23 protein-coding genes and 1 tRNA gene are annotated in these 26,021 nt (G+C 64.8%); 11 read left to right on the top strand and 13 right to left on the bottom strand.

Features of this window, described 5'->3' with window-relative positions:
- Window positions 1–28: 28 nt before the first annotated feature.
- Window positions 29–514, bottom strand: coding sequence for a peptidoglycan-binding domain-containing protein (locus J2X11_RS02510; RefSeq protein ID WP_309966390.1), 486 nt, complete (start codon window positions 512–514; stop codon window positions 29–31).
- 123 nt (window positions 515–637) lie between these two features.
- Between J2X11_RS02510 and J2X11_RS02505 the strand changes: the two genes are divergently transcribed.
- Window positions 638–722, top strand: a tRNA-Ser gene (locus J2X11_RS02505).
- Window positions 723–802: 80 nt separating this feature from the next.
- Here J2X11_RS02505 and J2X11_RS02500 read toward each other — a convergent pair.
- Window positions 803–1,291 (bottom strand): VOC family protein, encoded by a 489-nt coding sequence (locus J2X11_RS02500; RefSeq protein WP_309966388.1) that lies wholly within the window; start codon window positions 1,289–1,291, stop codon window positions 803–805.
- Window positions 1,292–1,324: 33 nt separating this feature from the next.
- Window positions 1,325–2,623: an MFS transporter gene (locus J2X11_RS02495; protein WP_309966384.1), complete on the bottom strand. Its 1,299-nt coding sequence runs from the start codon at window positions 2,621–2,623 to the stop codon at window positions 1,325–1,327.
- Between the two features lie 38 nt (window positions 2,624–2,661).
- Here J2X11_RS02495 and J2X11_RS02490 point away from each other — a divergent pair, with 38 nt between their 5' ends.
- Window positions 2,662–3,135 carry a PaaI family thioesterase gene (locus J2X11_RS02490; protein WP_309966381.1) on the top strand — a complete coding sequence of 158 codons (474 nt, stop codon included), beginning with the start codon at window positions 2,662–2,664 and terminating at the stop codon, window positions 3,133–3,135.
- A 49-nt stretch (window positions 3,136–3,184) separates the two neighbouring features.
- Here the strand turns inward: J2X11_RS02490 and J2X11_RS02485 are convergent, their stop codons facing one another.
- The 6 genes from J2X11_RS02485 to hisC all read right to left on the bottom strand — a co-directional run bounded on the left by J2X11_RS02485 (window position 3,185) and on the right by hisC (window position 10,780).
- The gene (locus J2X11_RS02485) at window positions 3,185–4,426 is read right to left on the bottom strand and encodes an HNH endonuclease signature motif containing protein (protein ID WP_309966378.1); all 1,242 of its coding nucleotides are present in this window, start codon (window positions 4,424–4,426) and stop codon (window positions 3,185–3,187) included.
- Window positions 4,427–4,503: 77 nt separating this feature from the next.
- On the bottom strand, window positions 4,504–5,868 hold the full coding sequence (locus J2X11_RS02480) for a dihydrolipoamide acetyltransferase family protein (protein WP_309966375.1): 1,365 nt from the start codon (window positions 5,866–5,868) through the stop codon (window positions 4,504–4,506).
- Complete coding sequence (locus tag J2X11_RS02475; RefSeq protein ID WP_309966371.1) at window positions 5,868–6,842, bottom strand: alpha-ketoacid dehydrogenase subunit beta; 975 nt, start codon at window positions 6,840–6,842, stop codon at window positions 5,868–5,870. The genes J2X11_RS02480 and J2X11_RS02475 overlap by 1 nt, the downstream gene beginning before the upstream one ends.
- Entirely contained in the window at window positions 6,839–7,984 is a 1,146-nt protein-coding gene (pdhA, locus tag J2X11_RS02470; protein WP_309966367.1) for a pyruvate dehydrogenase (acetyl-transferring) E1 component subunit alpha, read from the bottom strand. The genes J2X11_RS02475 and pdhA overlap by 4 nt, the downstream gene beginning before the upstream one ends.
- Before the next feature lie 354 nt (window positions 7,985–8,338).
- Window positions 8,339–9,661: an alpha/beta hydrolase gene (locus J2X11_RS02465; RefSeq protein ID WP_309966365.1), complete on the bottom strand. Its 1,323-nt coding sequence runs from the start codon at window positions 9,659–9,661 to the stop codon at window positions 8,339–8,341.
- Between the two features lie 60 nt (window positions 9,662–9,721).
- Window positions 9,722–10,780 carry a histidinol-phosphate transaminase gene (gene hisC, locus J2X11_RS02460; RefSeq protein ID WP_309966362.1) on the bottom strand — a complete coding sequence of 353 codons (1,059 nt, stop codon included), beginning with the start codon at window positions 10,778–10,780 and terminating at the stop codon, window positions 9,722–9,724.
- Window positions 10,781–10,822: 42 nt separating this feature from the next.
- Here hisC and J2X11_RS02455 point away from each other — a divergent pair, with 42 nt between their 5' ends.
- The 8 genes from J2X11_RS02455 (at window position 10,823) to J2X11_RS02420 (ending at window position 18,367) form a co-directional block, all read left to right on the top strand.
- Complete coding sequence (locus tag J2X11_RS02455) at window positions 10,823–11,764, top strand: EamA family transporter (RefSeq protein WP_309966359.1); 942 nt, start codon at window positions 10,823–10,825, stop codon at window positions 11,762–11,764.
- 35 nt (window positions 11,765–11,799) lie between these two features.
- Window positions 11,800–12,183: a phage holin family protein gene (locus J2X11_RS02450; protein ID WP_309966355.1), complete on the top strand. Its 384-nt coding sequence runs from the start codon at window positions 11,800–11,802 to the stop codon at window positions 12,181–12,183.
- Window positions 12,180–12,668 (top strand): low molecular weight protein-tyrosine-phosphatase, encoded by a 489-nt coding sequence (locus J2X11_RS02445; RefSeq protein ID WP_309966351.1) that lies wholly within the window; start codon window positions 12,180–12,182, stop codon window positions 12,666–12,668. The genes J2X11_RS02450 and J2X11_RS02445 overlap by 4 nt, the downstream gene beginning before the upstream one ends.
- 50 nt (window positions 12,669–12,718) lie before the next feature.
- On the top strand, window positions 12,719–13,597 hold the full coding sequence (locus J2X11_RS02440; protein WP_309966348.1) for a fructosamine kinase family protein: 879 nt from the start codon (window positions 12,719–12,721) through the stop codon (window positions 13,595–13,597).
- A gap of 38 nt (window positions 13,598–13,635) precedes the next feature.
- Window positions 13,636–14,328, top strand: a complete 693-nt coding sequence (locus J2X11_RS02435; protein ID WP_309966345.1) for a response regulator transcription factor — start codon at window positions 13,636–13,638, stop codon at window positions 14,326–14,328.
- Window positions 14,325–15,701, top strand: a complete 1,377-nt coding sequence (locus tag J2X11_RS02430; protein ID WP_309966342.1) for a sensor histidine kinase — start codon at window positions 14,325–14,327, stop codon at window positions 15,699–15,701. The genes J2X11_RS02435 and J2X11_RS02430 overlap by 4 nt, the downstream gene beginning before the upstream one ends.
- A 71-nt stretch (window positions 15,702–15,772) precedes the next feature.
- Window positions 15,773–17,353: a trypsin-like peptidase domain-containing protein gene (locus tag J2X11_RS02425; RefSeq protein ID WP_309966340.1), complete on the top strand. Its 1,581-nt coding sequence runs from the start codon at window positions 15,773–15,775 to the stop codon at window positions 17,351–17,353.
- Between the two features lie 99 nt (window positions 17,354–17,452).
- Window positions 17,453–18,367, top strand: a complete 915-nt coding sequence (locus J2X11_RS02420) for a DMT family transporter (protein ID WP_309966337.1) — start codon at window positions 17,453–17,455, stop codon at window positions 18,365–18,367.
- Here J2X11_RS02420 and J2X11_RS02415 read toward each other — a convergent pair.
- Both J2X11_RS02415 and J2X11_RS02410 read right to left on the bottom strand, forming a co-directional pair.
- Complete coding sequence (locus J2X11_RS02415; RefSeq protein WP_309966333.1) at window positions 18,348–19,037, bottom strand: aspartate/glutamate racemase family protein; 690 nt, start codon at window positions 19,035–19,037, stop codon at window positions 18,348–18,350. The two genes, J2X11_RS02420 and J2X11_RS02415, sit on opposite strands and share 20 nt — an antisense overlap.
- Window positions 19,034–20,899, bottom strand: coding sequence for an anthranilate synthase family protein (locus J2X11_RS02410; protein ID WP_309966330.1), 1,866 nt, complete (start codon window positions 20,897–20,899; stop codon window positions 19,034–19,036). Before J2X11_RS02410 ends, J2X11_RS02415 begins: the two co-directional genes overlap by 4 nt.
- Window positions 20,900–20,950: 51 nt before the next feature.
- Here J2X11_RS02410 and J2X11_RS02405 point away from each other — a divergent pair, with 51 nt between their 5' ends.
- On the top strand, window positions 20,951–22,156 hold the full coding sequence (locus J2X11_RS02405) for an ArgE/DapE family deacylase (RefSeq protein ID WP_309966328.1): 1,206 nt from the start codon (window positions 20,951–20,953) through the stop codon (window positions 22,154–22,156).
- 135 nt (window positions 22,157–22,291) lie between these two features.
- On the opposite strand, the gene J2X11_RS02400 is transcribed toward J2X11_RS02405, so the two are convergent.
- Together J2X11_RS02400 and J2X11_RS02395 are read right to left on the bottom strand one after the other, a co-directional pair.
- Entirely contained in the window at window positions 22,292–23,911 is a 1,620-nt protein-coding gene (locus J2X11_RS02400; RefSeq protein WP_309966325.1) for a metallophosphoesterase family protein, read from the bottom strand.
- Entirely contained in the window at window positions 23,821–25,941 is a 2,121-nt protein-coding gene (locus tag J2X11_RS02395) for a HelD family protein (RefSeq protein WP_309966322.1), read from the bottom strand. Before J2X11_RS02395 ends, J2X11_RS02400 begins: the two co-directional genes overlap by 91 nt.
- Window positions 25,942–26,021: the final 80 nt, after the last annotated feature.

Here is a 26,021-nt window from a genome sequence, read left to right as displayed (position 1 = left end):
CCCAACTCGGGCGCAATGCCCGCGAACGCTAGTGAGACAGGACCAGATTGAGCTGGTTCCAGGTCTGCTCGCCGACGAGACCATCGACGACGAGGCCGTTCTTGGTCTGAAATGCCTTGACGGCCTTCGTGGTCACCGGTCCGAAGTCGCCATCCTCAGGAATGCACTTCGTACCGTCGCCCGCGCCATTGACCATCGACTGCAGTTCCCGTACCTCGTGCAGGTAATGGCCGCGGTTGGCGATCGAGAGGTTGTGGCCCGGGAAGAGTCGCAATGATTCCTCGAGAACTGTGCACTCGCGGCCAGCCGTCGACAGAGACTTCACTGCGGGCTTGGCGGCCTTCTTCGTCGGTGTGGCCGATGGCTTCGGGGTGGGTGTCGTGGTGGCCGACGGCGTAACGGTGACGGTCGCCGCCGACGGAGAAGGCTCAGCCTTGTCGCTGTTGCCGTCACTGCCATCGCAGGCAGAGACAGCGAGCACGGTCAGCATCACGGCAGCTACGGCGCGGAACATGTGGCTGATGCTACGGCTGTGAGCGCTATTCCGGGTGGGGGTTTTCACTATGCCCGCGGCAGCCCGGTTGCTCAGTCGGTCCCGATTCGTCTCGCAGCCTCCCCGACCGGTAACCTCGTCCGCGGAGGATTCGCATAGTGGCCTAGTGCGCTCGCTTGGAAAGCGGGTTGAGTGAAAGCTCTCAGGGGTTCGAATCCCCTATCCTCCGCCGTCAATGCAAAACACCTCATCACGCTCTTTGTGATGGGGTGTTTTGCATAGACCTCAGAGGACTCCGATTCGAACCCCTCACGCGCCGCCCTTGATCGTCGCGAAGAAGTCCGCAATCTCGGGGCTCATCTCGGCGAACTCGATGAATGGCGCCCCATCGTCCGCTCCAGGGACGTACGCGAACCGCATCATGCCCGCCATGGATCCCGCCTGGACGACCGGAGAACCCGCAAGAGTCAGGCGCTCGATGGTCTGATCGAAGTCGTCCGGAATGAAGCAGACGTGGTGAAATCCAGGACCTGAGCTGGCCAAGAACTCGGTGTAGATCGATTCACCTGAGACCGGCTGAATGATCTCCAGTTGCAAGTCAGCGACGTAGCCGATCGAGATGTGCGCGATGAAGTCAGCCGGCTTGCCATGAAGTGTGCAGTCCGCTGGCCCGAAGTGCAGATCCGGAATCCGAGTCCACGGACCTGCGCCCATGCTGGCGGTGAGGAACTCCTCGGTGCGCCCGATGTCGTCGGTCACCCACGCCAGTTGGGCAATCGGTCCGTGGTCGATCGGCATCTGATTCTCCTGAACGTATAGGTGGGTACGGTCCTAGCCGAGCTCGCGAGTGCGCCCGTACGCCTCGGGTTCATCACGCATGATCGTGGCACGCACCTGCACTCGGTAGCGCCAGATCTGGACCAGCCCGATCCCCCAGAGCACGTACTGGAACGACATCGCCCAGCGGAATGCCTCGGGTGTGTACGCCGTGCTGCTGCCGGGCGTTCGCCAGTCGAGGATGATGCCGATCGCAATGACCAGCACGAGGCTGGCGAAGAATCCGCCCTGGTTGATGATGCCGATGGCTGCTCCCATGCGATGCTCGGGATTGAACGACCGCCCGAAGTCGAAGCCGATCATCGAGGCAGGGCCACCGACGCCCACCGCGACCATCAGGAGGACCAGCAACCAGAACGGCGCATCCCCTCGCCACGCCAGCACGATGGTCCACATCACGACAATCGCCGAGACGATCGCGAGCACCAGTGTTGAGCGGTGCCACGGGTGTCGGGTGATGAACCACGCCAACGCCGGGCCGGCCGCCATGACCGCGACCACCAAGATCGTCAGCAACGCGCCGGCCTGCCCCGAGGACAGATTCTCGCCGCGTACGAAGAACGGATAGCCCCACAGGAGTCCGAGCGTCGTGGCGCTGAACTGCGTTGTGAAATGCGTCCACAAGCCCAGGCGCGTGCCGGGGTGCTCCCACGACTCGGCCAGGCTGCGTCGGATCGTGGTGAGCGACATCGCCGGGCCGCTCGCGGATCGCTCAACTGGCGAGTCGCGAATGAAGATCAGGAGTGCGATCAGAAGGACGATGCCGATCGCCGCGGCAAGGAGATACGCCTTGGTCCAGCCGAGCTCGCGCAGTGCCAACGTCATCGGCACCGCCGCGATGATTGCGCCGAGCTGACCGAGGACGCCGGTCATCTGCGTGAAGAACGGGATGCGACGAGGCACGAACCAGGTGTTCACCAAGCGGAGGAGACACACAAAGATCATGGCGTCGCCGATGCCGACGATGACTCGCGCGATGAGGGCGATCGCGTACGTGTCGGCGACCGCGAACAACGTCTGCGCCGCCGTGAGCGTCACCAGCCCGGTGAGCATGACGCGGCGTGAGCCGAAGCGATCGAGGATCAGCCCCACCGGGATCTGCATCGCGGTGTAGACCAGCAGCTGCAGCATCGTGAACGTCGACAGCTGCGCAGCCGTGATGTCGAACCGCTCGGTCGCAGCCAGACCAGCAACCGCCAGCGACGACCGGTGGAACACCGCGAGCAGGTAGATCAGCAGCCCGACGAACCACACCAGCAGCGCGCCTCGCTGTTGTGGGCTGGCCTCGGTCACCCCGCCAGACTAGAGCGCAGGAGGCGTAGGTTGGACAGATGTCGGACGAAGTTGAGTCATCGGTTCGCGAGCGTGCCGTTGCAGCCCTAAACGCTGGCGATCTCGAGACCGCCACGATCCTGAACCGTGAACTGGTTCGCCTTCATGACCGCATGGGAATCACGATTGTTTCGATCACCGAGGGTTCAGCCGAGACGACCATGGAACTCAACGCGGAGACGGCAGGATCGGCTCCTGGAACGGTGCACGGCGGCATGCTTGCGACTTTCGCCGACGTGACCGCCGCTATGGCACTCACCCGATCGCTGAACGACACGGAGCACATCCAGGTCACCACCGATATGCACATCCGCTACTTCCGGCAACCGAAGAGCGGCCCACTAACTGCGCGCGCCAGCGTTGTCCATCGCGGGCGTCTGATCCTGAGTGCCGAATGCGTGATCTGCGACGCCGAGGGCCGAGATCTCGCTCGCGCAACAGCGACCTACATGCTCGTTCAGCTCCCATCCTGATCCAACGCGTCTCGATGGGAAATGCGCTGGCAGGCCCGCTTATGTCTACCTATTGGCGGAGGTGGCCGGGTTGGCTGCGGGGCAGCACTGATGGCGGGTCGCTGCGGTAGGTGTGGCCAGTCGGTGTCTGCCAGATCGTGGTCTTGCCCTGAGACGTGACCTTCCAGCCCGGCAAAGACTTGATGGTGTGCGACCTCTTGCAGAGGCCTTGGCCGTTGTCGGCTGTCGTGAGTCCGCCGAGCGAGTGGTCATGAATGTGGTCGTCATCGCGGATCGTGGCATCGCACCCCGGCATGCGACAGATCCGGTCACGGGTCCGAATGTGCCTGCGCGTTGGTGAGTCGAAGCGCCGACGGCGGGGTTCGCGTACGAGGAGTGCGCCGTCGATCGGGTCCGTCAGCAGGCGGCGGATCGACGGATTGGGTGCGTGGGCGATGAGGTCGTCTGACACATCAGGGCTGATGGGGCCGTAGCCAACGAGGTCGACCGGTTCGCCATCCTGACCGAGCAGGGTGGGCGCATCCACGACGAGCTGGATCTCGACATCGATCGCATCGGCACTAGCGAGTCCGGTGACACGCTCAACCAGGGTCTGGGCCATGATCTGGCCGACGGTGCGCTCATCACCGGCCGAACGGAGACCGCGAGCCCACGAGTCGAGGGCGTTGTAGGAGGCGAGAATCTGTTCGGCCGGTCCGCGAACCTGCAGGATCGCGACGCCATCGGTGTCGGGAAACATCGACACGCGCTGGTCGGCGCGGTTGCGCTCGGCACGAGCGCGGGCAGCCTCTACGTCGATCCGCACGACTTCACGCCGCGCGGCCTTGGCCGCCTTCTTGGCCGTCAGGCCTGGTAGCCGCGGAGCGATCTCACCGTCGAACACGATCGAGTCATCAACGTCGAGACACACTGATTCGTTGACGACGGCCTGCGCGACTGGCTGAGGAATCACACCGTCGCTGAACAGCTCGGCAACCCGCGGCAATCGCTTGAGCCCGAGGGCCAGACCCACTTGGGTGCCTGCGGCTGACGGTCCGATGTTGCGAGCCATCGCCACCTCGCCGATGACAGACAGCGTTGGGTCGCCACGACCGATCCCCATGTCCTCAGCGCGCGACTCGTGCAGCGCGGCAATGTGCCTCGCCTGCTCGGAACTGACCACGCGAGACAGCCGCTCAAGCGCCACCAGCGCATCGATGCGGGCAGCACCAAAACTGAGTTCTGATTCATCCTCGAAATCGTGCGCGCGGACAGCCCTGAGCACGTCCTCGGTGGCGATTTCGGTGAACATACTTCCAACCTAGAACGCACCACCGACAGCCGTTTGAGTGAATGAAACCCCTGTGGAGACAGGGGAAATCCACAAAGCTAGTAGGTCAGCGCAACTGCCGGATCGCGCAGGATCGCGGCGACATCGGCGAGGAAATGCGAGCCCTGTTCGCCGTCGACCAGACGGTGATCGAAGCTCAGTGCCAACGTCGTGACCCAGCGGGCAACGATCTCATCGTTGTCACCGACCCACGGGCGCTTGTTGATCGCACCCACAGCGAGGATGCCGGCTTCACCCGGGTTGAGAATCGGTGTTCCCGCGTCGATACCGAAAACGCCGATGTTGGTGATCGTGAACGATCCACCAGCCATCTGGGCGGGCTGCGTCTTGCCGTCGCGGGCCGTGGTGATGAGCTCACCGAACGCCTGCCCCAGCTCGACCATCGTCATCGAGTCGGCACCAACAACGTTGGGTACGACCAGTCCGCGCGGGGTTGCGGCGGCGATGCCGAGGTTGACCGAGCCCTTGAGCACGATCTCCTGGGCGGCCTCGTCCCACGACGAGTTGATCTCGGGCGTGTGTTTCATCGCGAGCAGCACTGCCTTGGCGACGATCAGCAGAGGTGAGACCCGGACGTCCTTGAACGCGGGGTCCTTCTTGAGCTGTTTGACCAGATCCATCGTCCGGGTGACATCGACCGTGACCCATTCGGTGACGTGTGGCGCAGTGAAGGCCGACGACACCATGGCGGCGGCAGTCATCTTGCGAACACCCTTGATCGGCACGCGTACGTCGCCAACGGACGACGGTCGGGCCGCAGGAGCAGCCGGCGTCTCAGCGAGCCCGGCGAACGCCTCGACGTCAGCACGAGTAATGATCTCGCCGGCGCTCGGCACCGAGCCGAGGTCCACTCCGAGATCCTTGGCGAGCTTGCGTACGGGCGGCTTGGCCAGCGCACGCAGCGGCTTGCGCTGAGAAACCTTCTCGGTGTCGACCGACGCGACAGCGCCCTTGCGGGCGCGGCGCTTGAGCGACGATGCGCGCGGACCGTAGCCAACGAGCACCTTCTGGCGCTCTTCCGGAGGTGCGGACGGCTCGGCGGCCTGAGCCGAGCCAACGGCCGCGGGTGCGCCGATGAACTCTGGGGTCGAGAAGTCGCTGGCCGTTGGCGCACTCACCGCGGGGGCTGCGGCCGCAGGCGCTGCGGCTTCAGGTGTTGCCGCCTCGTCTGCCGACAGGATGCGGATGATCGGCGTACCGACCGCGACCGTCTCACCTTCGGCGACGAGCAGGGCGTCGATGGTGCCTTCGTACGGGCTGGGCAGTTCGACGATCGACTTGGCTGTCTCGATGTCGACGATGATGTCGTTGACCTTGATGACGTCGCCGACCTTGACCTTCCACAGAACGATCTCTGCCTCGGTCAGGCCTTCACCAACGTCGGGAAGCTTGAACTCACTCATCAGTACTCCAGCGAACGGTCGACGGCGTCGAGCACGCGGTCGAGTCCCGGCAGGAACTCTTCCTCGGTGCGGCTCGGCGGATACGGCATGTCGTAGCCAGTGACGCGGAGTACCGGCGCCTCAAGGCTGTAGAAGCAGGTCTCGGTGATGCGCGAGGAGATCTCGGCACCAAGGCCGAGGGTCTGGGCAGCCTCGTGCACGACGACGGCGTGACCCGTCTTGCGCACCGAGTCATAGACCGGGTCGAGGTCGAGCGGCGACAACGTACGCAGGTCGATGACCTCGAGGTTGACTCCGTCCTCAGCTGCCGCGTCAGCGGACTCCAGGCACGTCTTGACCATCGGCCCGTACGCGATCAGGGTCGCGTCGGTGCCTTCACGAACGATGCGCGACTTGTGCAGCGGGAACGGGTCGTGGTCGAGGTCGACCTCGCCCTGATCCCAGTAGCGACGCTTGGGCTCCATGAACACGATCGGGTCGTCACTCGCGATGGCCTGCTGAATCATCCAGTAGGCGTCGTTGGCGTTGGAGCACGCGACGACCTTGAGGCCGGCAGTCAGCGCGAACTGACCCTCGGGGCTCTCCGAGTGGTGCTCAACTGCGCCGATACCTCCACCGAATGGGATGCGGATGACCATCGGCATCTTGACCTTGCCGGCGCTGCGGAAGTGGAACTTCGCGACCTGGCTGACGATCTGGTCGTACGCGGGGTAGACGAAACCGTCGAACTGGATCTCAAGCACGGGGCGATAGCCGCGCATCGCCATACCGACCGCGGTGCCGAGGATGCCCTGCTCGGAGAGCGGGGAATCGATGACCCGGCTCTCGCCGAAGTCCTTCTGAAGTCCGTCCGTGATGCGGAAGACGCCACCGAGTCGGCCGACATCCTCGCCCATGATCAGGACCTTCTCGTCGGCCTCCATGGCCGCGCGCAGTCCGGCGTTCAAACCTTTGGAGAGGGGCATCTTCGTCATGCGGGTGTCCCTTCTGTCTCGAGGCCATCTCTGAACGCGACGTACGCCGCCTTCTGTTCAAGCAGCTCAGGCGTCTCGCCATCGACGTAAACCATGCTGAACAGCGCCTCAAGATCGGGCTCCGGCAGCGCCTTGCACGCCTCGCGCAGGTTCTTGCCCAGCACTTCGGCCTCAGCATCGAGGGCATCGAAGAACTCCTGCGGCGTGCCCTGCACCTGCAGGTAACGCTTCACGCGCTCGATCGGGTCCTTGAGCTTCCAGGTCTCGACTTCGGCAGTCTCGCGGTAGCGGGTCGGGTCGTCGGACGTCGTGTGCGCGCCCATGCGATAGGTGTATGCCTCGATCAGGGTCGGACCCTCACCATCGCGCGCCTTCTGCAAAGCCGCCTTGGTCACTGCATGGCATGCGAGGACATCGTTGCCGTCAACGCGCATTCCCCGGAAGCCGAAGCCGCCAGCGCGCTGGGCGATCGGACCACGAGTCTGTCGATCTGTGGACGCCGAGATCGCGTACTGGTTGTTCTGGCAGAAGAACACGACGGGAGCATTGAAGACCGCCGCCCAGTCGAATGCCTCGTTGACACTGCCCTGGCTGGTTGCACCATCGCCGAAGTAGGCGATGACCGCGGCGTCGCGGTCAGGATCGTTGTGGCCGACTGCTCCATCGAGGGTCAGGCCCATCGCGTAGCCCGTCGCGTGGAGGGTCTGCGCGCCGATCACGATGCTGTACAGCGCGATGCCGTGCTCGTTGGGGTCCCAGCCGCCGAGCTCAGTACCTCGGAAGAGTCCGACGAGCTTGCCCGGTTCGACTCCGCGGCACAGCGCAACTCCGTGCTCGCGATAGGTCGGAAAGGCAAAATCCTGCTTGCGAAGAGCGCGACCCGAACCGATCTGGGCGGCTTCCTGACCCTGCGCCGGAGGCCATAGTCCGATCTCGCCGTGACGCTGCAGCGCGTGTGCCTCAAAGTCGACGCGGCGCATGAGGACGAGGTCGCGGTAGAGCTCGCGGATGCTCTCGTCGTCGCCGTCATAAGCGAACTCAGGGTGGCTGACGCGCTCGCCTTCGGGCGTCAGGAGCTGAACGATCGGGAAGTCTCCCGCTGGATCGTCAGCCATGTAGGTGTCAGGCGTGGTCAAGCTCATGCGTCTCCCTCAATCACGCGGCCGCGGGGTCTCCGGGCCGAGATGTCGAAGCTGTGGAATCGTCGGGACCCAGGGGTGTTGGGACTGGTGAAGATCACACGGGCGTGACCGGCATCACGCTTGCGGCGATCGTATCCTGCGCTCGGTTGACCGACCAAACAGTGCAGGTGAGCGCGTCGCGTCGCGTCGCGATCAGGCCTGGCAAGGGCGTAGGGAAGGGCCCGACACGTCATGGTTTGCTCCTAGGTGTGCTCCCACCTGACCATGACTTTAGCCACAAATCCGCACTTACTGTCGAGTAGGTGCCTGATCATTTTGCGCCTCTGACCTGCAGGTTAGCGGTCGTTCACCACCTCAGTGGACGAAGACAGTGGACGCGCCGGGAACCTGAATGGTCAGTCGCCCGCTCGGGTCGACCACAACCTGCAGCGTCTGATTGGGGGCCTTGGATGCAATCTCGATGGTCTTCGTCGTGCCGGGTACGTACCAGGGCGGCGTGACGATGGTCGCTGGATCGCTGCCTCGGAAGCCGAAGTGCAGCTTCGACGCTGCCGTGAGCGCCGTGAGCTTCTCGGCGGTCGTCCGGTTCACCGCGACACTCCAGCCCCACTGGTTGTAAGCCTTGGCGGTCGATGAGTACGTAATCGTCGTCGGCGTCGGCACCGGGTGGGCGAACCGATCCATCAGCATCGGCAGGTACTCGCGGAAGTCCTGGGCCCAATACGGGAACGAATGGGTGCCGAACACGTAGTTGTCGAGGCGGTGCGGAATACCCGCGTTCTTGAGGCTCGACGAAAACGCCAGCGTCGAGATGTGCGTCGCACCTTCGATGACATTGCCCGCGCCACCGCCGTACTGGTTCTCGGGTGAGTCCAGTTCGCCCGGGATTCCCGTCGCCGTCCAGAGGCTGACGTCCATGCCGCGGAAGTTCTCCACCAGCGTGCCCGGATCGTGGCCCTGCCAGTGCACGGCATTGAGGAGCGGATCGCCCAGGATCGTGAAGGGCGGCAGACCGTTGAGCCCGACGGTAATGGCTTCGATGACGAAGCTCGCACCCGCGCGTACGACGGAGTTCCTGAAGATCTCGGGTGCTCCGGAGAACGTGGCGAGCGAGGTGAACTTGTCAGGGTGCAATGCGGCGCCGTGTGCAGCGCCGTATCCGCCCTGTGACAGGCCGGCGATGGCTCGGTGGTCGCGGTCGGCGATGGTCGGGAAGTTGTGGTCGATCCACGGGATCACCTGGTCGTACTCGAAGGTCTCCCACTTCGAGCCGCCGCGCTTTCCGCCATTCCACTCGTCATTGAAGAAGCCACCGCCGTCGCCGTCGTAGCCCGCTTCGGGCAGGACGAGAATGACGTTCTTGCCGGCCGTGGTGGCGAGGGCATCTCCGGCGCCGATCCAGTCCGAGGGGCGGCCTGACGTGCCGTGATAGAGGTACAGGACCGGGTAGCGGGTCGATGAGCTCGAGTCATACCCGGTCGGCATCACGACGCGGATGCGTACGGGCTTCTTCAGAGCCGCTGTCGAGACGGTGTACTCGGTCTGCCTCGCGTCGATCACCTGTGTACCCATGACCGTGAGGCCGTCACTGTTGTCAGGCGGTGAGGCCTGGGCGATCGATGTGGGCGCGACGAGTGCTGCAGTCAGCACGATCGCGGCAATGAAACGACGGGACATGGGAGCTCCTCAGCGATGTCGCCAACACCCTAGTTCCCAATTCGTACAGGTGTACAGGATTTAGTGAACTTCGCGCCACGCGGCGGCGAGGGCGACGAACTCCGCGTTGACCGCCGGATCGCCGACGCTGATGCGTACGCCGTCACCTGCGAACGGGCGCACCGACACGGGATCGCAGGCCGCCGCAAATTCCATTGCGTCATCGCCGAGCGGCAGCCACACGAAGTTGCCCTGCGCCTCGGGCACATCCCAACCCTGCCCTCGTAGGGCAGCCAGCATGACCTCGCGCTCCTTGACGATCGACTCGACTCGAGCGGTCAGCTCGGCCTCCGAATCGAGCGATGCAACGGCAGCCGCCTGGGCAAGATCGGTGACGCTGAACGGCGCGGTCGCCTTGCGGATCGACTCGGCGACCGCCGGCTGTGCGATGGCATAGCCAACCCGCAGACCTGCGAGCCCGTACGCCTTGGAGAACGTACGGAGGACGACAACGTTGTCGTGCGCGGCGAGCAGAGCGAGGCCATCGGCGGCGTCGGGATCGCGGACGAACTCCACGTATGCCTCGTCGACCACCACGATCACTCCGGCCGGAACCTTGGCGAGGAATGCCTCGAGATCGGCCTGCTTGACGATCGGACCGGTCGGGTTGTTGGGCGTGCACACCAGCACGACGCGAGTGCGATCGGTGATGGCCGCCGCCATGGCATCGAGATCATGGGTCGCATCGTCGCGAAGCGGCACCCGCGTGGTCGTCGCGCCGGTGAGGTCGGCAGCGATCGGATAGGCCTCGAAGGAGCGCCAGGCGTAGATGATCTCGTCGCCGGCCTCGCAATGCGCATTGAGCAGCGCGAACAGGACGGCAACCGAGCCGGTGCCAGCCGCGAAGTGATCAGGCGAGAGCTTGAACTTGGCGCCCAGCGCGTCATAGAGCACGGTCATGCCGGCGTCGGGATAGCGGTTGATCCGACCGAGCTGACCGGCCGCGCGCTCCATCACACCGGGCAGCGGACCGTACGGGTTCTCGTTGCTCGACAGTTTGTAGTTCTCGTCCGCAGCGGACTTCCCCGGCTTGTAGACAGGGATGCCATCAAGCGCTCTGCGTGCGGATGGACTCGTCATGCAGCCGACCATATCCCCGAGCAGGGCTGACACAATCGGCACGTGACAGCCCGCAACCCTCGACTCGGCATCGTGCTGGTCCTGATCGGGGCTGTGCTGTTCGGCTTGAACGGTGGCGTCTCGCGCGTCGCCATGGCGACCGAGCTGACACCCGAGATGTTCACAACGCTCCGCATCACCGGCGCGACCCTGGTGTTTGTTCTGTACGCCGCGCTCTTCCGCCGATCCGCCTTGAAGCGGCCAACCGGAACGTCATTCCTGCTGATCGTCGGGCTCGGACTGGTTGGCGTCGTCGCGCTGCAGCTGACCTACAACGTCGCGATCACCCGTCTGCCTCTCGGCATCGCCCTGCTGATCGAATACCTGGCGCCAGTGCTGGTCGTGTTGTGGGTGCGCTTTGTCCGACATGAAGAGGTGCGCCCCCGTATGTGGCTGGCCGTATCTCTCGCCCTCGTCGGACTCGCGGTCGTGAGTCGCGTGTGGAATGGACTCACCTTCGACGGTCTCGGCGTCGTGATGGCGTTGCTGGCTGCAGTGAGCTTCGCGGCCTACTTCCTGCTCGCCGAACACAACGTCGGTGTCGATGACCCGCTGCGCGTCATCCTCTGGGCCTTCGTCGTGGCAACCGTGGTGATGAACCTGATCCAGCCGATCTGGACGTCGCCCGGGCTGGGTGGGAGCACGAGCATGCTCGGCCGCCTCGAGGATCTGTCCGCCGCACCGTGGCTGGTGGTGGCCTGGGTCGTCGTGTTCGGCACCGTCGCACCGTTCTTCCTGCAGATGGTCGCGCTGCGCCACATACCCGCCACGATCGTCACCGTCATCGCCATGCTCGAACCGGTCATCGCGAACGTGCTCGGGTGGGCGTGGTTCCGTGAATCGCTCACCCCGGTGCAGGTGCTCGGCGCCCTCGCCGTACTCGGCGGCATCATCCTGGCGCAAACCTCACGTACGACGGCTCCCGCGGCGCTGCCGCCGCAATAAGCCGCCTGCGACACCCAGAGTGCAACAATCGGGCCATGCCCAAGTTTCTGACTACGTGGATTCTCAGCTCAGCATCCCTGGCGATCGCCGCCCAACTCCTCGGCACGCACATGAACATCGGCGAAGGTGACAGCACGACAGCTCGCGTCGTCTCGATCGCGATCGTCGGTGCCATCTTCGCGGTGATCAACACCTTCGTCGCGCCGGTCATCAAGACCCTGTCGCTGCCGTTCATCATCATCACGCTCGGATTCGCGCTGCTCGTCATCAACGCCCTCCTCCTGCTGCTTACGGAATGGCTCACCGACAAGCTCGACGTGTCGTACTTCTTCGTCGATGGCTTCTGGTGGGCCGTGCTCGGCGCTGTCGTGATCTCGCTGGTCAACACGGTGCTCGGGGCGTTCACCAACAAGAAGTGAGCTACCGCATCGCGCTGGTGTGCCTCGGCAACATCTGCCGATCGCCGATGGCGCACGTTGTTCTGGAGGACCGGCTCGCCAAGGCCGGGCTGGATGACCGCGTCGAGGTTGTCTCGGCAGGTACGGGCGGGTGGCACGAGGGCGAGTCCATGGACTCGCGCGCCGCTGACGTACTGCGATCGGCCGGCTACGACCCGAGCCGGCACGTCGCGCGTACGTTCAACACGGACTGGTTCGTCGAGAACGACCTCCTGCTGGCGATGGACCTCAGCAACCAGGCCGACATGAGCGACCAAGCGCCGACCGTCGCAGAGCAGGCCCGCGTTCGCATGTTTCGGGAGTTCGATCCCGAGGCCATCGAGGGCGACGTCGAGGTGCCCGACCCTTGGTATGGCGGCGCTTCGGGATTCGCCGCAGTCCTCGCAATGATCGAGCGGACCACCGACCAACTGGTCGAGCAATTGCCAGACCTATTGGAGTCCTGACCTCTCCAACTCACAAACGTGACGGCAGCGCAGGCGGTAACGTCAGCGACATGGCACGAATGACCGGAACCGCCGCACGGGCGGAATCTCTTCTCGGTCAAGGTGTCGTTTCCACCACCTCAGTCGCCGGCGGCGACATTTGTACGTCGACGCGTCTGCGTCTCACCGACGGCCACAACGCCATCATCAAGACCCGGCCCCAGGCCCCCGTCGACATGTTCGTCCGCGAAGCCGAGGGGCTGCGCTGGCTGGCCGAGGCCGGCGGCGCCCACGTACCTGAGGTCCTCGCCGTCGCCGAAGACTGCCTGATCCTCGCCTGGGTCGAGCAGGGCAAGCCCACAGCTGACGCAGCCGAACGGTTCGGTCGCGATCTCGCCGCAACGCATGCAGCCGGAGCCTCGACCTTCGGTGCCGAGAACGACGGGTTCATCGGCCTGGCACCGTTGCCCAACCGTCCGCTGCCGACGTGGCCGGAGTTCTTCGCCTCGCGACGGGTCATGCCGTACGTACGAGCTGCCGTCGATCGTCAAGCACTGACGTTGGAAGAAGCCGAGACGATCGAGTCCGTGATGCGTCGCATCCACGAGTTCGCCGGTGAGGCCGAGGCGCCATCCCGCATCCATGGCGACCTTTGGTCCGGCAACATCGTCTGGGGTGCCGACGGCAACATCTGGCTGATCGACGCCGCCGCCCATGGCGGTCATCGGGAGACCGATCTGGCCATGCTCGCCCTGTTCGGCGCTCCGCATCTCCAGCGGATGATCGACTCGTACGACGAAGCAGCACCGCTCGCCGACGGCTGGCGCGAACGCCTTCCTCTTCACCAGTTGCACCCGCTGCTCGTGCACGCCGTGATGTTCGGCGGAACCTATGGTGCCCGTGCCGCCTCCGCGGCGCAGTCCTTGCTCGATGGCACTTCTGGCGACTAACTCAGCAACTCCTCAGACTGCAGGGGCACACTGAATCCATGCGAATTCTTGTCGTCGACGATGACCGCGCTGTGCGCGACTCGTTGCGGCGATCCCTGGAGTTCAACGGCTACACGGTCGACCTCGCGTCTGACGGTGCCGAGGCTCTTGCGCGCGTGCCCCAGATCAACCCCGACGCGATCATCATGGACGTGATGATGCCGCGGCTCGACGGTCTCGAAGCGACTCGGGCGTTGCGTGGTGCTGGCAACGACGTACCGATCCTCGTCCTGACTGCCCGCGATGCGGTGTCCGATCGCGTCGACGGCTTGGACGCCGGCGCTGACGACTACCTCACCAAGCCGTTCGCTCTCGAGGAGCTGCTCGCTCGCGTACGTTCGCTGCTCCGCCGTTCGAGCCGGGCCGCCGCGGTGGAGCCGGACGAGGCGCCGCTGGTGTTCGCCGATCTGTCACTCGATCCGGTGACGCGCGATGTCACACGCGGTGAGCGCGCGCTGTCACTCACGCGTACCGAGTTCGCCTTGCTCGAGCTGTTCCTCCAACGCCCCAAGCGGGTGCTCGAACGGTCGTTCATCCTCGAGGAGGTGTGGGGCTTCGACTTCCCCACCACCGCCAACTCCCTCGAGGTCTATGTCGGCTACGTACGTCGCAAGCTCGAGGCCGAAGGTGAGCCGCGACTGCTCCACACCGTGCGTGGCGTCGGATACGTCCTGCGCGAGACCCCACCGTGATCGAGCCGTTCCGCCAACTGGTCCGCCCGCTCACGTCACGTATGTCGCTGGCGCTGCGCGTCGCGATCCTGACCACCCTCTCCGTCGCACTGACCCTCGGTGCACTCAGCGCCATCGTGTACGTGACGGTGGCATCCGAGTTCAAGAGCTCGCTCGATGACTCGATGTTCCGCCGCGCCAACGACGCCGTTGCCGCCAACTATGTGCCGTCGGAGAAGAACGACGCCGAGGACGCACTGACCGGAGTGAAGGCCTTCGTCGTACGAGGTGGCGAGCTGTTCGCACCCGCAACGGCGGATCGCGACTTCCCGTTCGACCACCACGAGGTCGCCGTTTCGATCGGCACCGAGAAGCGCTCGATGCGCACCCTCACGTACAACGGCGTTTCCTACCGAGTCGTGGCGGTCAGTGCGAGCCCAGGCGTGGCACTCGTACTGGCACAGCCGATGGAATCGATTGAGCGGGCACTCGACCGACTCAAGGTGATCCTGCTGCTGAGCAGTGCCGCCGGTGTCGCTCTTGCAGGCATCGCGGGATGGGCCGTCGCGGCCAACGGTCTGCGACCGGTCCGTCGCCTCACCGCCGCAACCGAACGCGTCGCCCGCACCCAAGAACTTCGCCCAATCGAGGTGAGTGGCAGCGATGAGCTGGCCCGTCTGACGACGTCGTTCAACTCCATGCTCCAAGCTCTCGACGCGTCGCAGCACCGCCAACGTCAGCTCGTCGCCGATGCCGGCCACGAGCTGCGTACACCGCTGACCAGCCTGCGTACCAACATCGAGCTGATCGGTCAGGCGGCGGACAACGACGAGCGGTCGCTGTCGACAGAGGAACGCCACGAGATCATGGGCGACGTACGGTCGCAGCTCGAGGAGATGACGACACTGGTCGGCGACCTGGTCGAGCTCGCCCGCGACGAACCTATGCGTCGCGACCCGGAGCCACTCGACTTCGCCGACGTCGTCACCCAGTCGGCTGATCGCGTACGCCTGCGAGCTCCGGCGGTGACCTTCGACGTCGAGCTCGAGCCATGGCTGGTGTTCGGCGAAGCTCAGTTGCTCGAGCGCGCTGTGACCAACCTTCTCGACAATGCAGCCAAGTGGAGTCCGGACGGCAGCACGGTCCGCGTCCGTCTCGACCAAGGCGTGCTGACCGTGGCCGACCAGGGACCTGGCATCGACGCCGCCGACCTACCGCACGTCTTCGACCGGTTCTACCGATCGAGCGAAGCGCGTACGTTGCCGGGCTCAGGACTCGGACTCTCGATCGTGCGACGTGCCGCCGATCGCCACGGCGGGACGGTCGAGGCGTCATCGGGCAACGGTGGCGGGACACTTTTCACGCTCACGCTGCCCGGTTCTGACGACGACTAGCGCACGATTTTCTTTCCGCGCTCACACACCGCCCTCAGCCGGGTTTCAGAAATAGGCGAGAATCTCTGTTTATGAGTGAAACGCAGGATCCCTTCGCCGACCGTCCGTACGTCCCGCCGACCGCGCGCGACGTGGACGAGCAGGCCTCCGCAGAGGCGCCCACCGAGACTCCCGTCGCAACCGACGAGCTTGAGGTACCCGCTGAAGCCGCACCGGTGAGCGACGAAGTAGTCGACGAGCCAGCTCTCGAGCCCGCCCTCGCGGCAGCCATCGAGGCGCCTGCCGACGTGGTTCCCGCCGCCGAGCCCGTCGCTGAAGCACCCGCCGCAGAGCCCGTTGCTGCCGAGCCCATCGCAGCTCCGCCCGTCGAAGAGCCGCCCGCGTACACGCACCGCTACTCCAGCGAGCCCGCGCTTACCGCCGCCGCGCAGGCACCGCTTGAGACGCCCTTCGAGACACATGCGCCAACCACCACGTTCCCGGCCGCACCTGCCTTTGACGGAGGCGACCCGTTCCCTCCAGCCCACACCACCGGTGACGAGCCGCCCAAGCGCCGCGGCCGCAAGGTTGTCAGCGCCCTGGCCATCGCGGCTCTCGCTGCGGGCTCAGGTTTCGGCGGCGCCTACGCGTACGACGAACTCGTCGACAACAACGACGGCACCACCACAGTGAGCTCACTCGACACGGGCAACACCACCAACACCAGTGGACCCGCCGGCGCTGTCGAGAAGGTCGCATCGAAGGTGCTGCCCTCGGTCGTACAGATCAACGTCAAGGGCAAGGACGACGCTGGATCTGGAACCGGCATCATCATCAGCTCCGATGGCGAGATCCTCACGAACAACCACGTTGTCGAAGTTGCCGGCGACGACGGCACGCTCACCGTCGCATTCAATGACGGCTCCAACGCCAAGGCGACGATCATCGGTACGGATCCGCTCACGGACCTCGCGGTCATCAAGGCGACCGGCAAGTCAGGCCTGACGCCAGCATCGCTCGGCAGCTCGGCTGACCTCCGGGTCGGTCAGGAAGTTGTCGCGATCGGCTCACCGTTCGGCCTCGAAAGCACCGTGACCAGCGGCATCATCTCGGCGCTGAACCGTCCGGTCACATCGAACTCGGCCACTGCGACGAGCCAGGGCACCACATTCCCCGCGGTACAGACCGACGCCGCGATCAACCCGGGCAACTCCGGTGGACCGCTGGTTGATCTCAACGGCAATGTCGTGGCGATCAACTCCGCGATCCGCTCCGGTGCCGCAGGCAGCGATGCCGGCTCCATCGGCCTCGGGTTCGCCATCCCGATCGACCTGGCCAAGAACGTCTCCAAGCAGTTGCTCGATGGCAAGAAGGTTGAGCACGCCCGCATCGGCGTCAAGGTCGGACAGGCAGTGTCGTCCGATGACATCACCGGCATCGGCGCCCTCGTCTCCGAGGTCACCAAGGGCGGCGCGGGCGACAAGGCCGGCCTCAAGAAGGACGACATCATCACCGCCGTCAACGGCCACGCGGTGGCGAGCAATGAAGCGCTCGTCGCATCCGTACGCGGCTACCAGCCCGGCGAGACCATCAAGGTCACCTATCAGCGCGGTGGCAAGACCCAAACGGTCAACGTCACGCTCGACTCTGACGGCGGCGACCTCAAAGAGTGATCACTCGCGGACGGCCGACCTGCAAAGGTCGGCCGTTTTGCACGCCAGGATGGCCGATTATCGCTCGTGCCTGTCGGTGCCGGTCACTACCGTGAATATGTGAAGAACCGCGATCTTTCCCTCCCGGCGCTGCTGGTCACTGTCCTCCTCTGGGCGTCCGCATTCGTTGGCATTCGCGCAATCGCTGACACGTTCTCGGCGGGATCGTTGTCTCTCGGACGACTCCTCGCCGCCTCGATCGCTCTCACGGCAATCGCCTGGCCGAAGCGTGAGCCCTTGCCGACGGGCAAGTCTCTGCAGCTGATCATCCTGTACGGCGTCGTCTGGTTCGGTGCCTACAACGTCGCCCTCAATGCCGCCGAGCAAGACCTCGACGCCGGCACCACCGCGCTGATCGTCAACATCGGGCCGATCCTGATTGCCCTGATCGCCGGAGTCATCTTCAAGGAGGGCTTCCCCAAGCCCCTCATCATCGGCATGGCCGTGGCGTTCGCCGGCATCGCACTGATCGCGATCAGCACACGCAACTCGTCGGTCGAGACTGCCAGCACGGTCGGTGTCGTGCTGTGCCTCGTCGCGGCAGTTTGCTACGCGATCGGCACACTCAGCCAGAAGGTCGCGCTCCGCGACACGTCACCTGTGATGTCGGTGTGGCTCGCGTGCCTGGTCGGCACCGTCGTGTGCCTCCCCTTTGCGCCTCAGTTGATCGACGAGCTCGGCGAGGCATCGGCCGGCGACATCGGTTGGTTGGTGTTCCTTGGCATCTTCCCGACCGCCATCGGCTTCAGCACCTGGGCCTACGCACTCAAGCGGCTCACGGCAGGACAGGTCGCGTCGACCACCTATCTGGTCCCAGCCGTGGCGACGCTGATCTCCTGGGCCTACCTCGGCGAGATCCCGACAGCCCTCGCGTTCATCGGCGGCGGCCTGTGCCTGCTGGGCGTGACCATCACTCGCCTCAAGCGTCGTACGGCAGTCGTTGTCGAGCCGGCGCCTACGCCAGGGCAAGTCTGACGGCTGCCTGCACGTGTAGCAGCGTCGTCGGGAACACCGGCGCCGTCACATGAGACTGATCGACGAGCAGCTCGATCTCGGTGCAGCCGAGAATCACGCCCTCTGCCCCGTCGGCCAACAATCGGCCGATGGCATCGAGATAGAACCCTCGCGACTCATCGCGTACGACTCCGAGGCACAGCTCGTCATAGATGATCGCGCTGACGCGCTGGCGATCCTCGCTACCGGGCAGCACAACTTCGAGCCCGTGCTGCTTGAGCCGGTCGACGTAGAAGTCCTGCTCCATCGTGAAGATGGTGCCGAGCAGGCCGACCTTGGTGATCCCGGCAGCCTTGACCGCCTCGGCCGTGGTGTCGCCGAGGTGGACGAACGGTACGGACACGGCTGCCTCGATCGGAGCCGCAACCTTGTGCATCGTGTTGGTGCACAGCACGATCAGATCCGCACCTGCACCCTGCAGACGCTCGGCAGCCTCGGCCAGCAATGCACCAGCATCGTCCCAGCGTCCTTCGACTTGCATCGCCTCGATCTCGGCGAAGTCGACAGAGTTCATCAGGATCTTCGCGGAGTGCAGACCGCCGAGCTGATCACGTACGAGCTCGTTGGCCAGTCGGTAGTACTCAGCCGTGCTCTCCCAGCTCATGCCGCCGAGCAGGCCGATCGTCTTCATCCGATGAGGTCGGTGACCAGGTCTCGCAAGATGCCGAAGCCGTTCTGAGTCAGAATCGACTCGGCGTGGAACTGCACGCCTCGAAAGTGCGGGCCGGCGAGCAGATGAATGTCGCCTGACTCGGGATCGGTCTCGACCGTGACGCCATCAGGCAGTCCGCCAGCAGGAACCCGGGAAACAAAGGTGTTGTAGAAGCCCACGACCTCCGGGCGCTCCAGCACCTGCAGCTTGCTCTGGGTGCCCTGGAAGACGATGTCCTTGAAAGCGAGGTCAAGGCCGAGCTGATAGCTCAGTGCCTGGTGGCCAAGACAGACGGCGAGGAACGGTCGCTTCGTCTCGAGCAGTCCAGCGACGACGCCGTGCATGACCGCCATCTTGGGATCGTCGATCTCTCGCGGATCGCCGGGACCAGGACCAACAACGACGAGGTCGTAGCCATCAAGATCACCATCCGCGTAGGCGTCGTGGCGAACGATGTCAGTTGTCATACCGAGTACGCCAAACACGTGCGACAGCATGTTGACGAAGTCGTCCTCGCCGTCGACGATCACGACTCGCTTGCCGACAAGAGAGGGGACTGGGGCGGCACCGGACTGGTCGGTGAGCCAGAACTGGCTGAGTCGCTGGTTGCGCGAACCGAGAGCGATGATGACGTCGTCCTCGCGGGTGAACGCGTCGAAGCCTTCGACCGGTTCGGGCGCAGCGTCGACGAGTCCAAACGCGCTGAGGATGCCCGAAGCCTTGGCCCAGGTCTCCTTGGTCTCGTACATCGGATCGGAGTCGCGTACGAGCGTCGCTCCCGCGGTGACCTTGAGGTTGCCGTCGAGATCGACGTCCGCCGTACGAATCAGGATCGGGGCATCGGCGCGCGGCATCCCATCGGCATCGCGGCCGATCAGGGCGGCGACGGCGGCGTAGTAGCCACGCCCCTCCGCTTCGTACTGCTTGATCAGCCGGCAGGCGTTCTCGACCGGGCTGCCGGTGACGGTGGCAGCGAACATCGAGTCACGCAGCACCTCGTTGACCGTGCGGTGGGTGCGTCCGGCGAGGAGGTACTCGGTGTGCACAAGGTGCGTCATCGGCTTGAGGTACGGACCCAGAACGAGTCCGCCCTCGTGGCAGATGTCGCACATCATCTTGAGCTCTTCGTCGACGACCATGAACAGCTCGTAGATCTCCTTCTCGTCCTTGAGGAAGGAGAGGAGCTCACGTTTCTTGTCGGCATGCGTCTCGAGACCGCGCATACGGAAGGTGCCGCTGATCGGGTTCATCCGGACCTGGCCAGCCTCGACGCTGACATGGCGCTCGGGGCTCGCACCGATCAGGTAGCGGTCGCCGGTGAAAATCAGGAATGTCCAGAACGCACCGCGCTCGCGCTCGAGCAGGCGGCGGAACACCGTAAGTGCGCGCTCGTGACCCCAGTCGGAGACCTGCGCGCGGAAGTGCCGGCCGATCACCAGGTTGGCACCTTCGCCCTGGCCGATCTCGTCATCGATGATCTGGCGCACGACCGCGGCGTAGTCGTCATCGCTGGTCTCGAACCCGCCACGATCTGCGAACTCGATCGGCAGATCGGGCAGCGACGGCAACAGGTCGGAGATCGGGACCTCGGCTGAGAAGTCGACCGCGATCGACGTCAGCGGCGTCCCGTCCTGGTGCGCTTCGAATCCTCGCTCACGTACCTGCGCGAATGGCACCAGCACCAAGTGGTCCCACCCCTCGCCGGAGCCCGGAACTGCAGGGATGTCTGCGAGCGAGTCGAGATCGGTTCGCGTACCGCCAACGAGCGTGACCGTGTCGGCGTCGCGCACCCTGATGAGTGCGAACGCCGGCTGCGCGAGGAGATCGTCGAGCTCGGTCATAGGGGTCGATCCTATCGGCGGCAGTTGTGAGGCTGGTGCCATGCTGGCGGCATGGACATCGACGTCGATCTGATCAGGCGCGATCTGGCCCAGCTCGTCAACATTCCGAGCGTCGGCGGCTCAGATGCAGAGATCACCGCACAGCGCTGGTGCGCTGCGACGTTGACCGGTCTTGGACTTGAGGTCGACCAGTGGAAGCTGGACCTCGACGCGTTGCGCGCTGACGCCGACTACCCCGGCGAAGAAGTTGAGCGCGAGGAAGCCTGGGGGGTCGTCGGGGTCTCGGGCTCGGGCACCCCCGCGCTCATTCTTAACGGCCACGTCGATGTCGTACCGCCAGGCGAAGCCGAGTCGTGGACCAGCGGCGATCCGTGGCTGATCCGTGAGGAAGCGGGTCGTTGGTACGGGCGCGGCGTGTGCGACATGAAGGGCGGGGTCATCGCGATCATCGCCGCCGCTCGAGCGGTCAGCGACCTGAAGCTCGCCAAGCCGTACGCGGTCCACACCGTCATCGGCGAAGAGGATGGCGGACTGGGGACGTTCGCCACACTTCGTCGCGGTCACATCGGTGAGGCCTGTGTCATCGCCGAGCCCACCGACAGACAGATCGTGTCCGCCAATGCCGGCTCCTTGACGTTCCGGATCGAGGTTCAGGGACGGTCGACCCACGGCTCGATGCGTGCGGCCGGGCGTAGTGCGATCGACTCATTCGAGGTTCTCAACCGCGCGCTCCGCGAGCTCGAGACCGTACGCAATGCGGCACCGCCGGCACCGTTCGGAGATCTGCCGTGGCCCATCAGCATCGGCATTCTGCACGCTGGCGACTGGGCCAGCACCGTGCCCGATCAATTGGTGGCGGAAGGTCGGTACGGCGTGATGCCCGGTGAGTCATTCGCGGACGCCAAACGAAGCTTCGAGCAGGCCATCGCAGCCGTTGAGAACGAATGGCTCACCGAAAACCCACCGACAGTCACCTGGCCGGGCGGACACTTCGCCGCAGGAACCCTCCCGCACGAGCATCCATTCGGTGCAGAGGTCGCAGCAGCCGTCACCGCAAGTGGTGCGCAAACTCCTCAGCTCGTCGGCGCACCGTACGGCTCGGATCTTCGTCAGTACGCGGCGGCCGGCATACCGACGCTGCAGTACGGACCCGGCCACATCATCGACGCCCACGCGATCGACGAGAACGTACTGATCGAGGAAGTCGTGGCGTGCGCTCGCGCATACGCCACACTGATCGTCGCTCGCTGCGGCTAGTGCGGCACCTTGCGGAATGCGCCGGTGGCCCACATGCTCCACACCACGAGGACTGCCGGGATTGCCAGCAACCCAAGAAGAGCGACCTCGAACGTGCCAAATCCGTTCATATTTTGAATGTAGCCCTACAGAGGGTCATTCCTGAGTAGCGCGAGGTGAAGCGTTGATCGGCGCGTAGTCCGCGACGGTGATGATGCCGCCAGGCTCGAACGTCACCGGCTGGAGGCCGACCGGGACTCCGTCGTCGAACGTGACAATCGTGACCTGCGCGCTGCGGCGGAGCTTGCTCCCCAACGCGAAGGCGTAAACCGCTCCACCCGTAGAACCGGTGGACAGCGTTGTCGTCGAGCGGCCGTTCGTACCGGCGACCACGGTCGGACCGACCTGCCGATGCAGGTGACCCGAGAGCACAAGATCGGCACAGCCGGAGGCAGCAGCCTGCTTGGCCGAGGACGGGCTGTGCACAGCGATGACGTTGACGCCACCGTCGTCACACGCCGAGGCCGTGAGCTCAGTGTCCTGCGACTTGATGGCGGCGATGTTGTCGGACTCGTTGCCGTTGTATCCGGCAGTCAGCCCCGAGCTTCGTGGGTCGCTGCTGCCGAGGAACCGTACGCCGTCGACCGTGATCGGCTTGCCATCAAGAACGGCGAAGTCCTTGTCCTTCATCTGCTTGCTGACGGTCGGTCCGGTGTCGTGATTGCCGGCAACCGACACAATCTCGAAGCCACGGAACTCTCGCGCAAGCGAGTTGAGGCTGAACGTCTCCCAAGCCTGACCGCTCGACGTGTCGTCGCCGAGATCGATCAGCATCGTGGCCTGGGCCCGGTCGGCAATCGCACGCGCAACGGGGTCCATGCCGATGTTGTCGTGGCGATCGGTCACGACCAGTGCCGTGGTCTCGCCCTTGAGCGGCGTACGTACGGTGACCGACTCGGCCTGCTCCGCGAGCTTGCCGTAGAACGACACCGAGTCCCGATATGTCGACAAAGCGCCTTCTACGATCGCCTTGCTGCCACTCGTGGAGGCGCCTTCGGCGATCTCGACATGATCGAGCACCGGGTCGGCTGGCAGGAGCGGGAAGATCGTGCCGATAGGCACCCAGGCGATGTCCTCGGACCTGGGTCGCTCAGGCGTGGCGACGAGCGCGAGCGCGACCATCGTCAGGACCGCGACGGACGCAGCTCCGATCTTCTGACCTCGATTGGGATGGCGTGCTGCTGCCCAGAGCGCACGGCGCCGTCTCCGACCAATCGCCTTCCAACCCAAGATTGCGATGAGCAACGCCAGCAGTGCGACACCCAGCCCACGAAGTGCCGCATCAATCGCCATCGAGACGACCTGCGACCGTACGGCCGCGATCTCACCCTGGGGTTGGGATGCGATGACCGCGTCGCGGGCCACGAGCTTGTTGAGGTCAGAGACCTCGCTGTCCCCGAGCCGTATGTCGACGCCGATCCCGAGAGGAGCCTCTGCCGGCAGTCGGACCTGCGGGAGCACCGCACCAAAATCGATGCGCGCGTAGTTGCTGAAGTCTGGATGCACCGTCGCTTCGTGCGCGCCGATGATGATCGAGCGCTCGCTGTGGATGAACGTCGTGTACGCAGTCGGTAGCGCGACGCTGATTGCAAGCAGCGCCAGAAGCAGGACCTTGAGAGTGCGGGTCAGACGATCCGCTCTCGCCAGCGGTCGGTCGTGCCGACCGTCGTGAGGAGTTGCGTGGCGCGAGTCAGCACGACGTACAGGGTGCGCCATCCGGCCGTCGACTCATCGGTGATCGCGTCGGGCTCGGCAACGACAACTCCGTCGAACTCAAGACCCTTGGTGTCGAGTCCGTCGAGGAGGCGCAAGCGTCCCGAGTTCTCCTCAATCAGGTCTGCGAGCTCGCCCTCGAGTCGCTCCAAGTCGGCGCGCGAAGCCACCACGGCAACCGTGCCTTCAACGCGCTCCAGGATGTCGCCGATGCTCGTACGCAGCTGTGCGGTGAGCTCAGACGCACTGACGACGTGGTGCTGGGGCAGATCTCCCGTACGGCGAACTGCATCGGCCAGGTCAGGGTCCTTGACGCCAATCACGGCGACCTTGGCGGCGAGATCGTAGATCTCCGCCGAGTTGCGGTAGTTGGTCGAGAGCCGGAATGCGTGCTCAGGCTTGCCCTCGAGCGCTGCCTTGCGAGCCGCTTCGGACTCACGCGGGTGCGGCCAGGACGACTGCGCCTGGTCGCCAACGATCGTCCAGCTCGCGTGACGGCCACGGCGGCCGAGCATGCGCCACTGCATCGGCGACAGGTCCTGCGCCTCGTCAACGAGCACGTGAGCGAAACCGTCGTCCTCGATGCTGCGGGTTGCGCGATAACGGTCATCGCGCGCTTCGCGCTCCTGGCGCTCAAAGCTCATCAGCTGCTTGGGGCCGTCATCGTCGTTGTCGTTGGTGTCAGGGATTTCGCCAATGACGTAGCGGAGCTCATCGATCAGCGGGATGTCCTCGATACTGGGCTCGCCAATCGCCCACGACGCCTTGAGTGCCTTCAGTTCTTCGGCCGAGAATGCGCCGCGGCCGAGCGAGTCGATGACGTCCGGCAGCGTGCGCCAGACCTCGATCGGGTCAACCGGCGGCCACCAGTCCTCGACGAACGAGACAAATCGGTCGTCGGTCGTCACGATCTCGACGAACTCGGCTTCACCCTTCTCCAGTGCTCGTTCACCCGCGACCTGGCGCCACAGCGCGTCAACGAGAGCCGCGGGAGCCTTGTCGTACGCGCGGTTGCGCTTGCCGCCAGACAGCAGGTGGCGGCGGATGCGGTCGAGATCGGAAGCCTCGAGGCGTAGGACGTCGTCCTTGTAGAAGAAGCGGAACTCGGTCGGCGCTCCCGGCAGCGGCGCAGCGGCGGCTCGACCGATGAACGCAGTCATACGAGAGGAACCCTTGGCGGCAGCAGCCACCGGCTCGTCGTGACGATCGGCGCGCAGACCGTCGACAACTTCACCGAGCGATCGCAGCGTCACGCTGGTCTCGCCGAGGCTCGGCAGGACGCGTTCGATGTAGTTCATGAAGACTGACGACGGGCCAACGACGAGCACGCCACCGGACTCGAATCGGCGGCGGTCGGTATAGAGCAGGTACGCAGCGCGGTGCAGCGCGACGACGGTCTTGCCCGTGCCCGGGCCGCCACCAATCGTCGTGGCGCCACGGCTCGGAGCGCGGATCGCTTCGTCCTGCTCCTTCTGGATCGTGGCGACGACCGAGTGCATCGAGCTGTCGCGAGCGCGGCTCAGGCTGGCAAGGAGTGCACCTTCGCCGACGATGACCAGATCGTCCGCAGCGTTCTCGGCATCCAGCAGATCATCTTCAACGCCGATGACCTTTTCGCCCGAGCAACGCAGCACGCGACGGCGAATGACGCCGGCCGGGTCCTGAGCGGTGGCTTGATAGAAAACGGCAGCGGCAGGTGCGCGCCAGTCGACGACGATGACGTCACGGTTCTCGTCGCGTACGCCGATGCGGCCGATGTAGCGCGACTCTCCATCGAGAAGGTTGAGGCGACCGAACACGAGTCCGTCATGGGCGGCATTGAGCGCAGCGATGCGCTTGGACGCCTGGAAGACCATGGCGTCGCGCTCGACGAGGCCACCTTCGTGCCCAATGTGGCCGCGTGCGTAGCCCTCGGCGACGAGCGCCTGAGCCATCTGGCCCGACGCTTCGAGCCGCTCGTAGACGTTGTCGACGTAGGCCTGCTCGGCAGCGACTTCTTGCTGAGCAATGTGCTCAGCGCTGTGTGTCGTCACCCCAGCCCCTTTTGCCGTTTGTCGAACTCATAAGTCTAGGCGGTGGGTGATCTATTCCGCAGGCGGCTCTCAGGTGGCGG

Source organism: Aeromicrobium panaciterrae, assembly GCF_031457275.1.
Taxonomy (GTDB): domain Bacteria; phylum Actinomycetota; class Actinomycetes; order Propionibacteriales; family Nocardioidaceae; genus Aeromicrobium; species Aeromicrobium panaciterrae_A.
This window is presented reverse-complemented; position numbering and strand designations above follow the sequence as displayed.

Excerpts from the sequence above, each read along its gene's own strand:
- pdhA (WP_309966367.1), bottom strand. The coding sequence starts at position 7,984 with ATGAGCTTGACCACGCCTGACACCTACATGGCTGACGATCCAGCGGGA.
- J2X11_RS02440 (WP_309966348.1), top strand. The coding sequence starts at position 12,719 with ATGGCACGAATGACCGGAACCGCCGCACGGGCGGAATCTCTTCTCGGT.
- J2X11_RS02450 (WP_309966355.1), top strand. The coding sequence starts at position 11,800 with ATGCCCAAGTTTCTGACTACGTGGATTCTCAGCTCAGCATCCCTGGCG.
- J2X11_RS02435 (WP_309966345.1), top strand. The coding sequence starts at position 13,636 with ATGCGAATTCTTGTCGTCGACGATGACCGCGCTGTGCGCGACTCGTTG.
- J2X11_RS02490 (WP_309966381.1), top strand. The coding sequence starts at position 2,662 with ATGTCGGACGAAGTTGAGTCATCGGTTCGCGAGCGTGCCGTTGCAGCC.
- J2X11_RS02405 (WP_309966328.1), top strand. The coding sequence starts at position 20,951 with ATGGACATCGACGTCGATCTGATCAGGCGCGATCTGGCCCAGCTCGTC.
- hisC (WP_309966362.1), bottom strand. The coding sequence starts at position 10,780 with ATGACGAGTCCATCCGCACGCAGAGCGCTTGATGGCATCCCTGTCTAC.
- J2X11_RS02415 (WP_309966333.1), bottom strand. The coding sequence starts at position 19,037 with ATGAAGACGATCGGCCTGCTCGGCGGCATGAGCTGGGAGAGCACGGCT.
- J2X11_RS02465 (WP_309966365.1), bottom strand. The coding sequence starts at position 9,661 with ATGTCCCGTCGTTTCATTGCCGCGATCGTGCTGACTGCAGCACTCGTC.
- J2X11_RS02510 (WP_309966390.1), bottom strand. The coding sequence starts at position 514 with ATGTTCCGCGCCGTAGCTGCCGTGATGCTGACCGTGCTCGCTGTCTCT.
- J2X11_RS02485 (WP_309966378.1), bottom strand. The coding sequence starts at position 4,426 with ATGTTCACCGAAATCGCCACCGAGGACGTGCTCAGGGCTGTCCGCGCG.
- J2X11_RS02425 (WP_309966340.1), top strand. The coding sequence starts at position 15,773 with ATGAGTGAAACGCAGGATCCCTTCGCCGACCGTCCGTACGTCCCGCCG.
- J2X11_RS02400 (WP_309966325.1), bottom strand. The coding sequence starts at position 23,911 with ATGGCGCACCCTGTACGTCGTGCTGACTCGCGCCACGCAACTCCTCAC.
- J2X11_RS02475 (WP_309966371.1), bottom strand. The coding sequence starts at position 6,842 with ATGACGAAGATGCCCCTCTCCAAAGGTTTGAACGCCGGACTGCGCGCG.
- J2X11_RS02410 (WP_309966330.1), bottom strand. The coding sequence starts at position 20,899 with ATGACCGAGCTCGACGATCTCCTCGCGCAGCCGGCGTTCGCACTCATC.
- J2X11_RS02480 (WP_309966375.1), bottom strand. The coding sequence starts at position 5,868 with ATGAGTGAGTTCAAGCTTCCCGACGTTGGTGAAGGCCTGACCGAGGCA.
- J2X11_RS02500 (WP_309966388.1), bottom strand. The coding sequence starts at position 1,291 with ATGCCGATCGACCACGGACCGATTGCCCAACTGGCGTGGGTGACCGAC.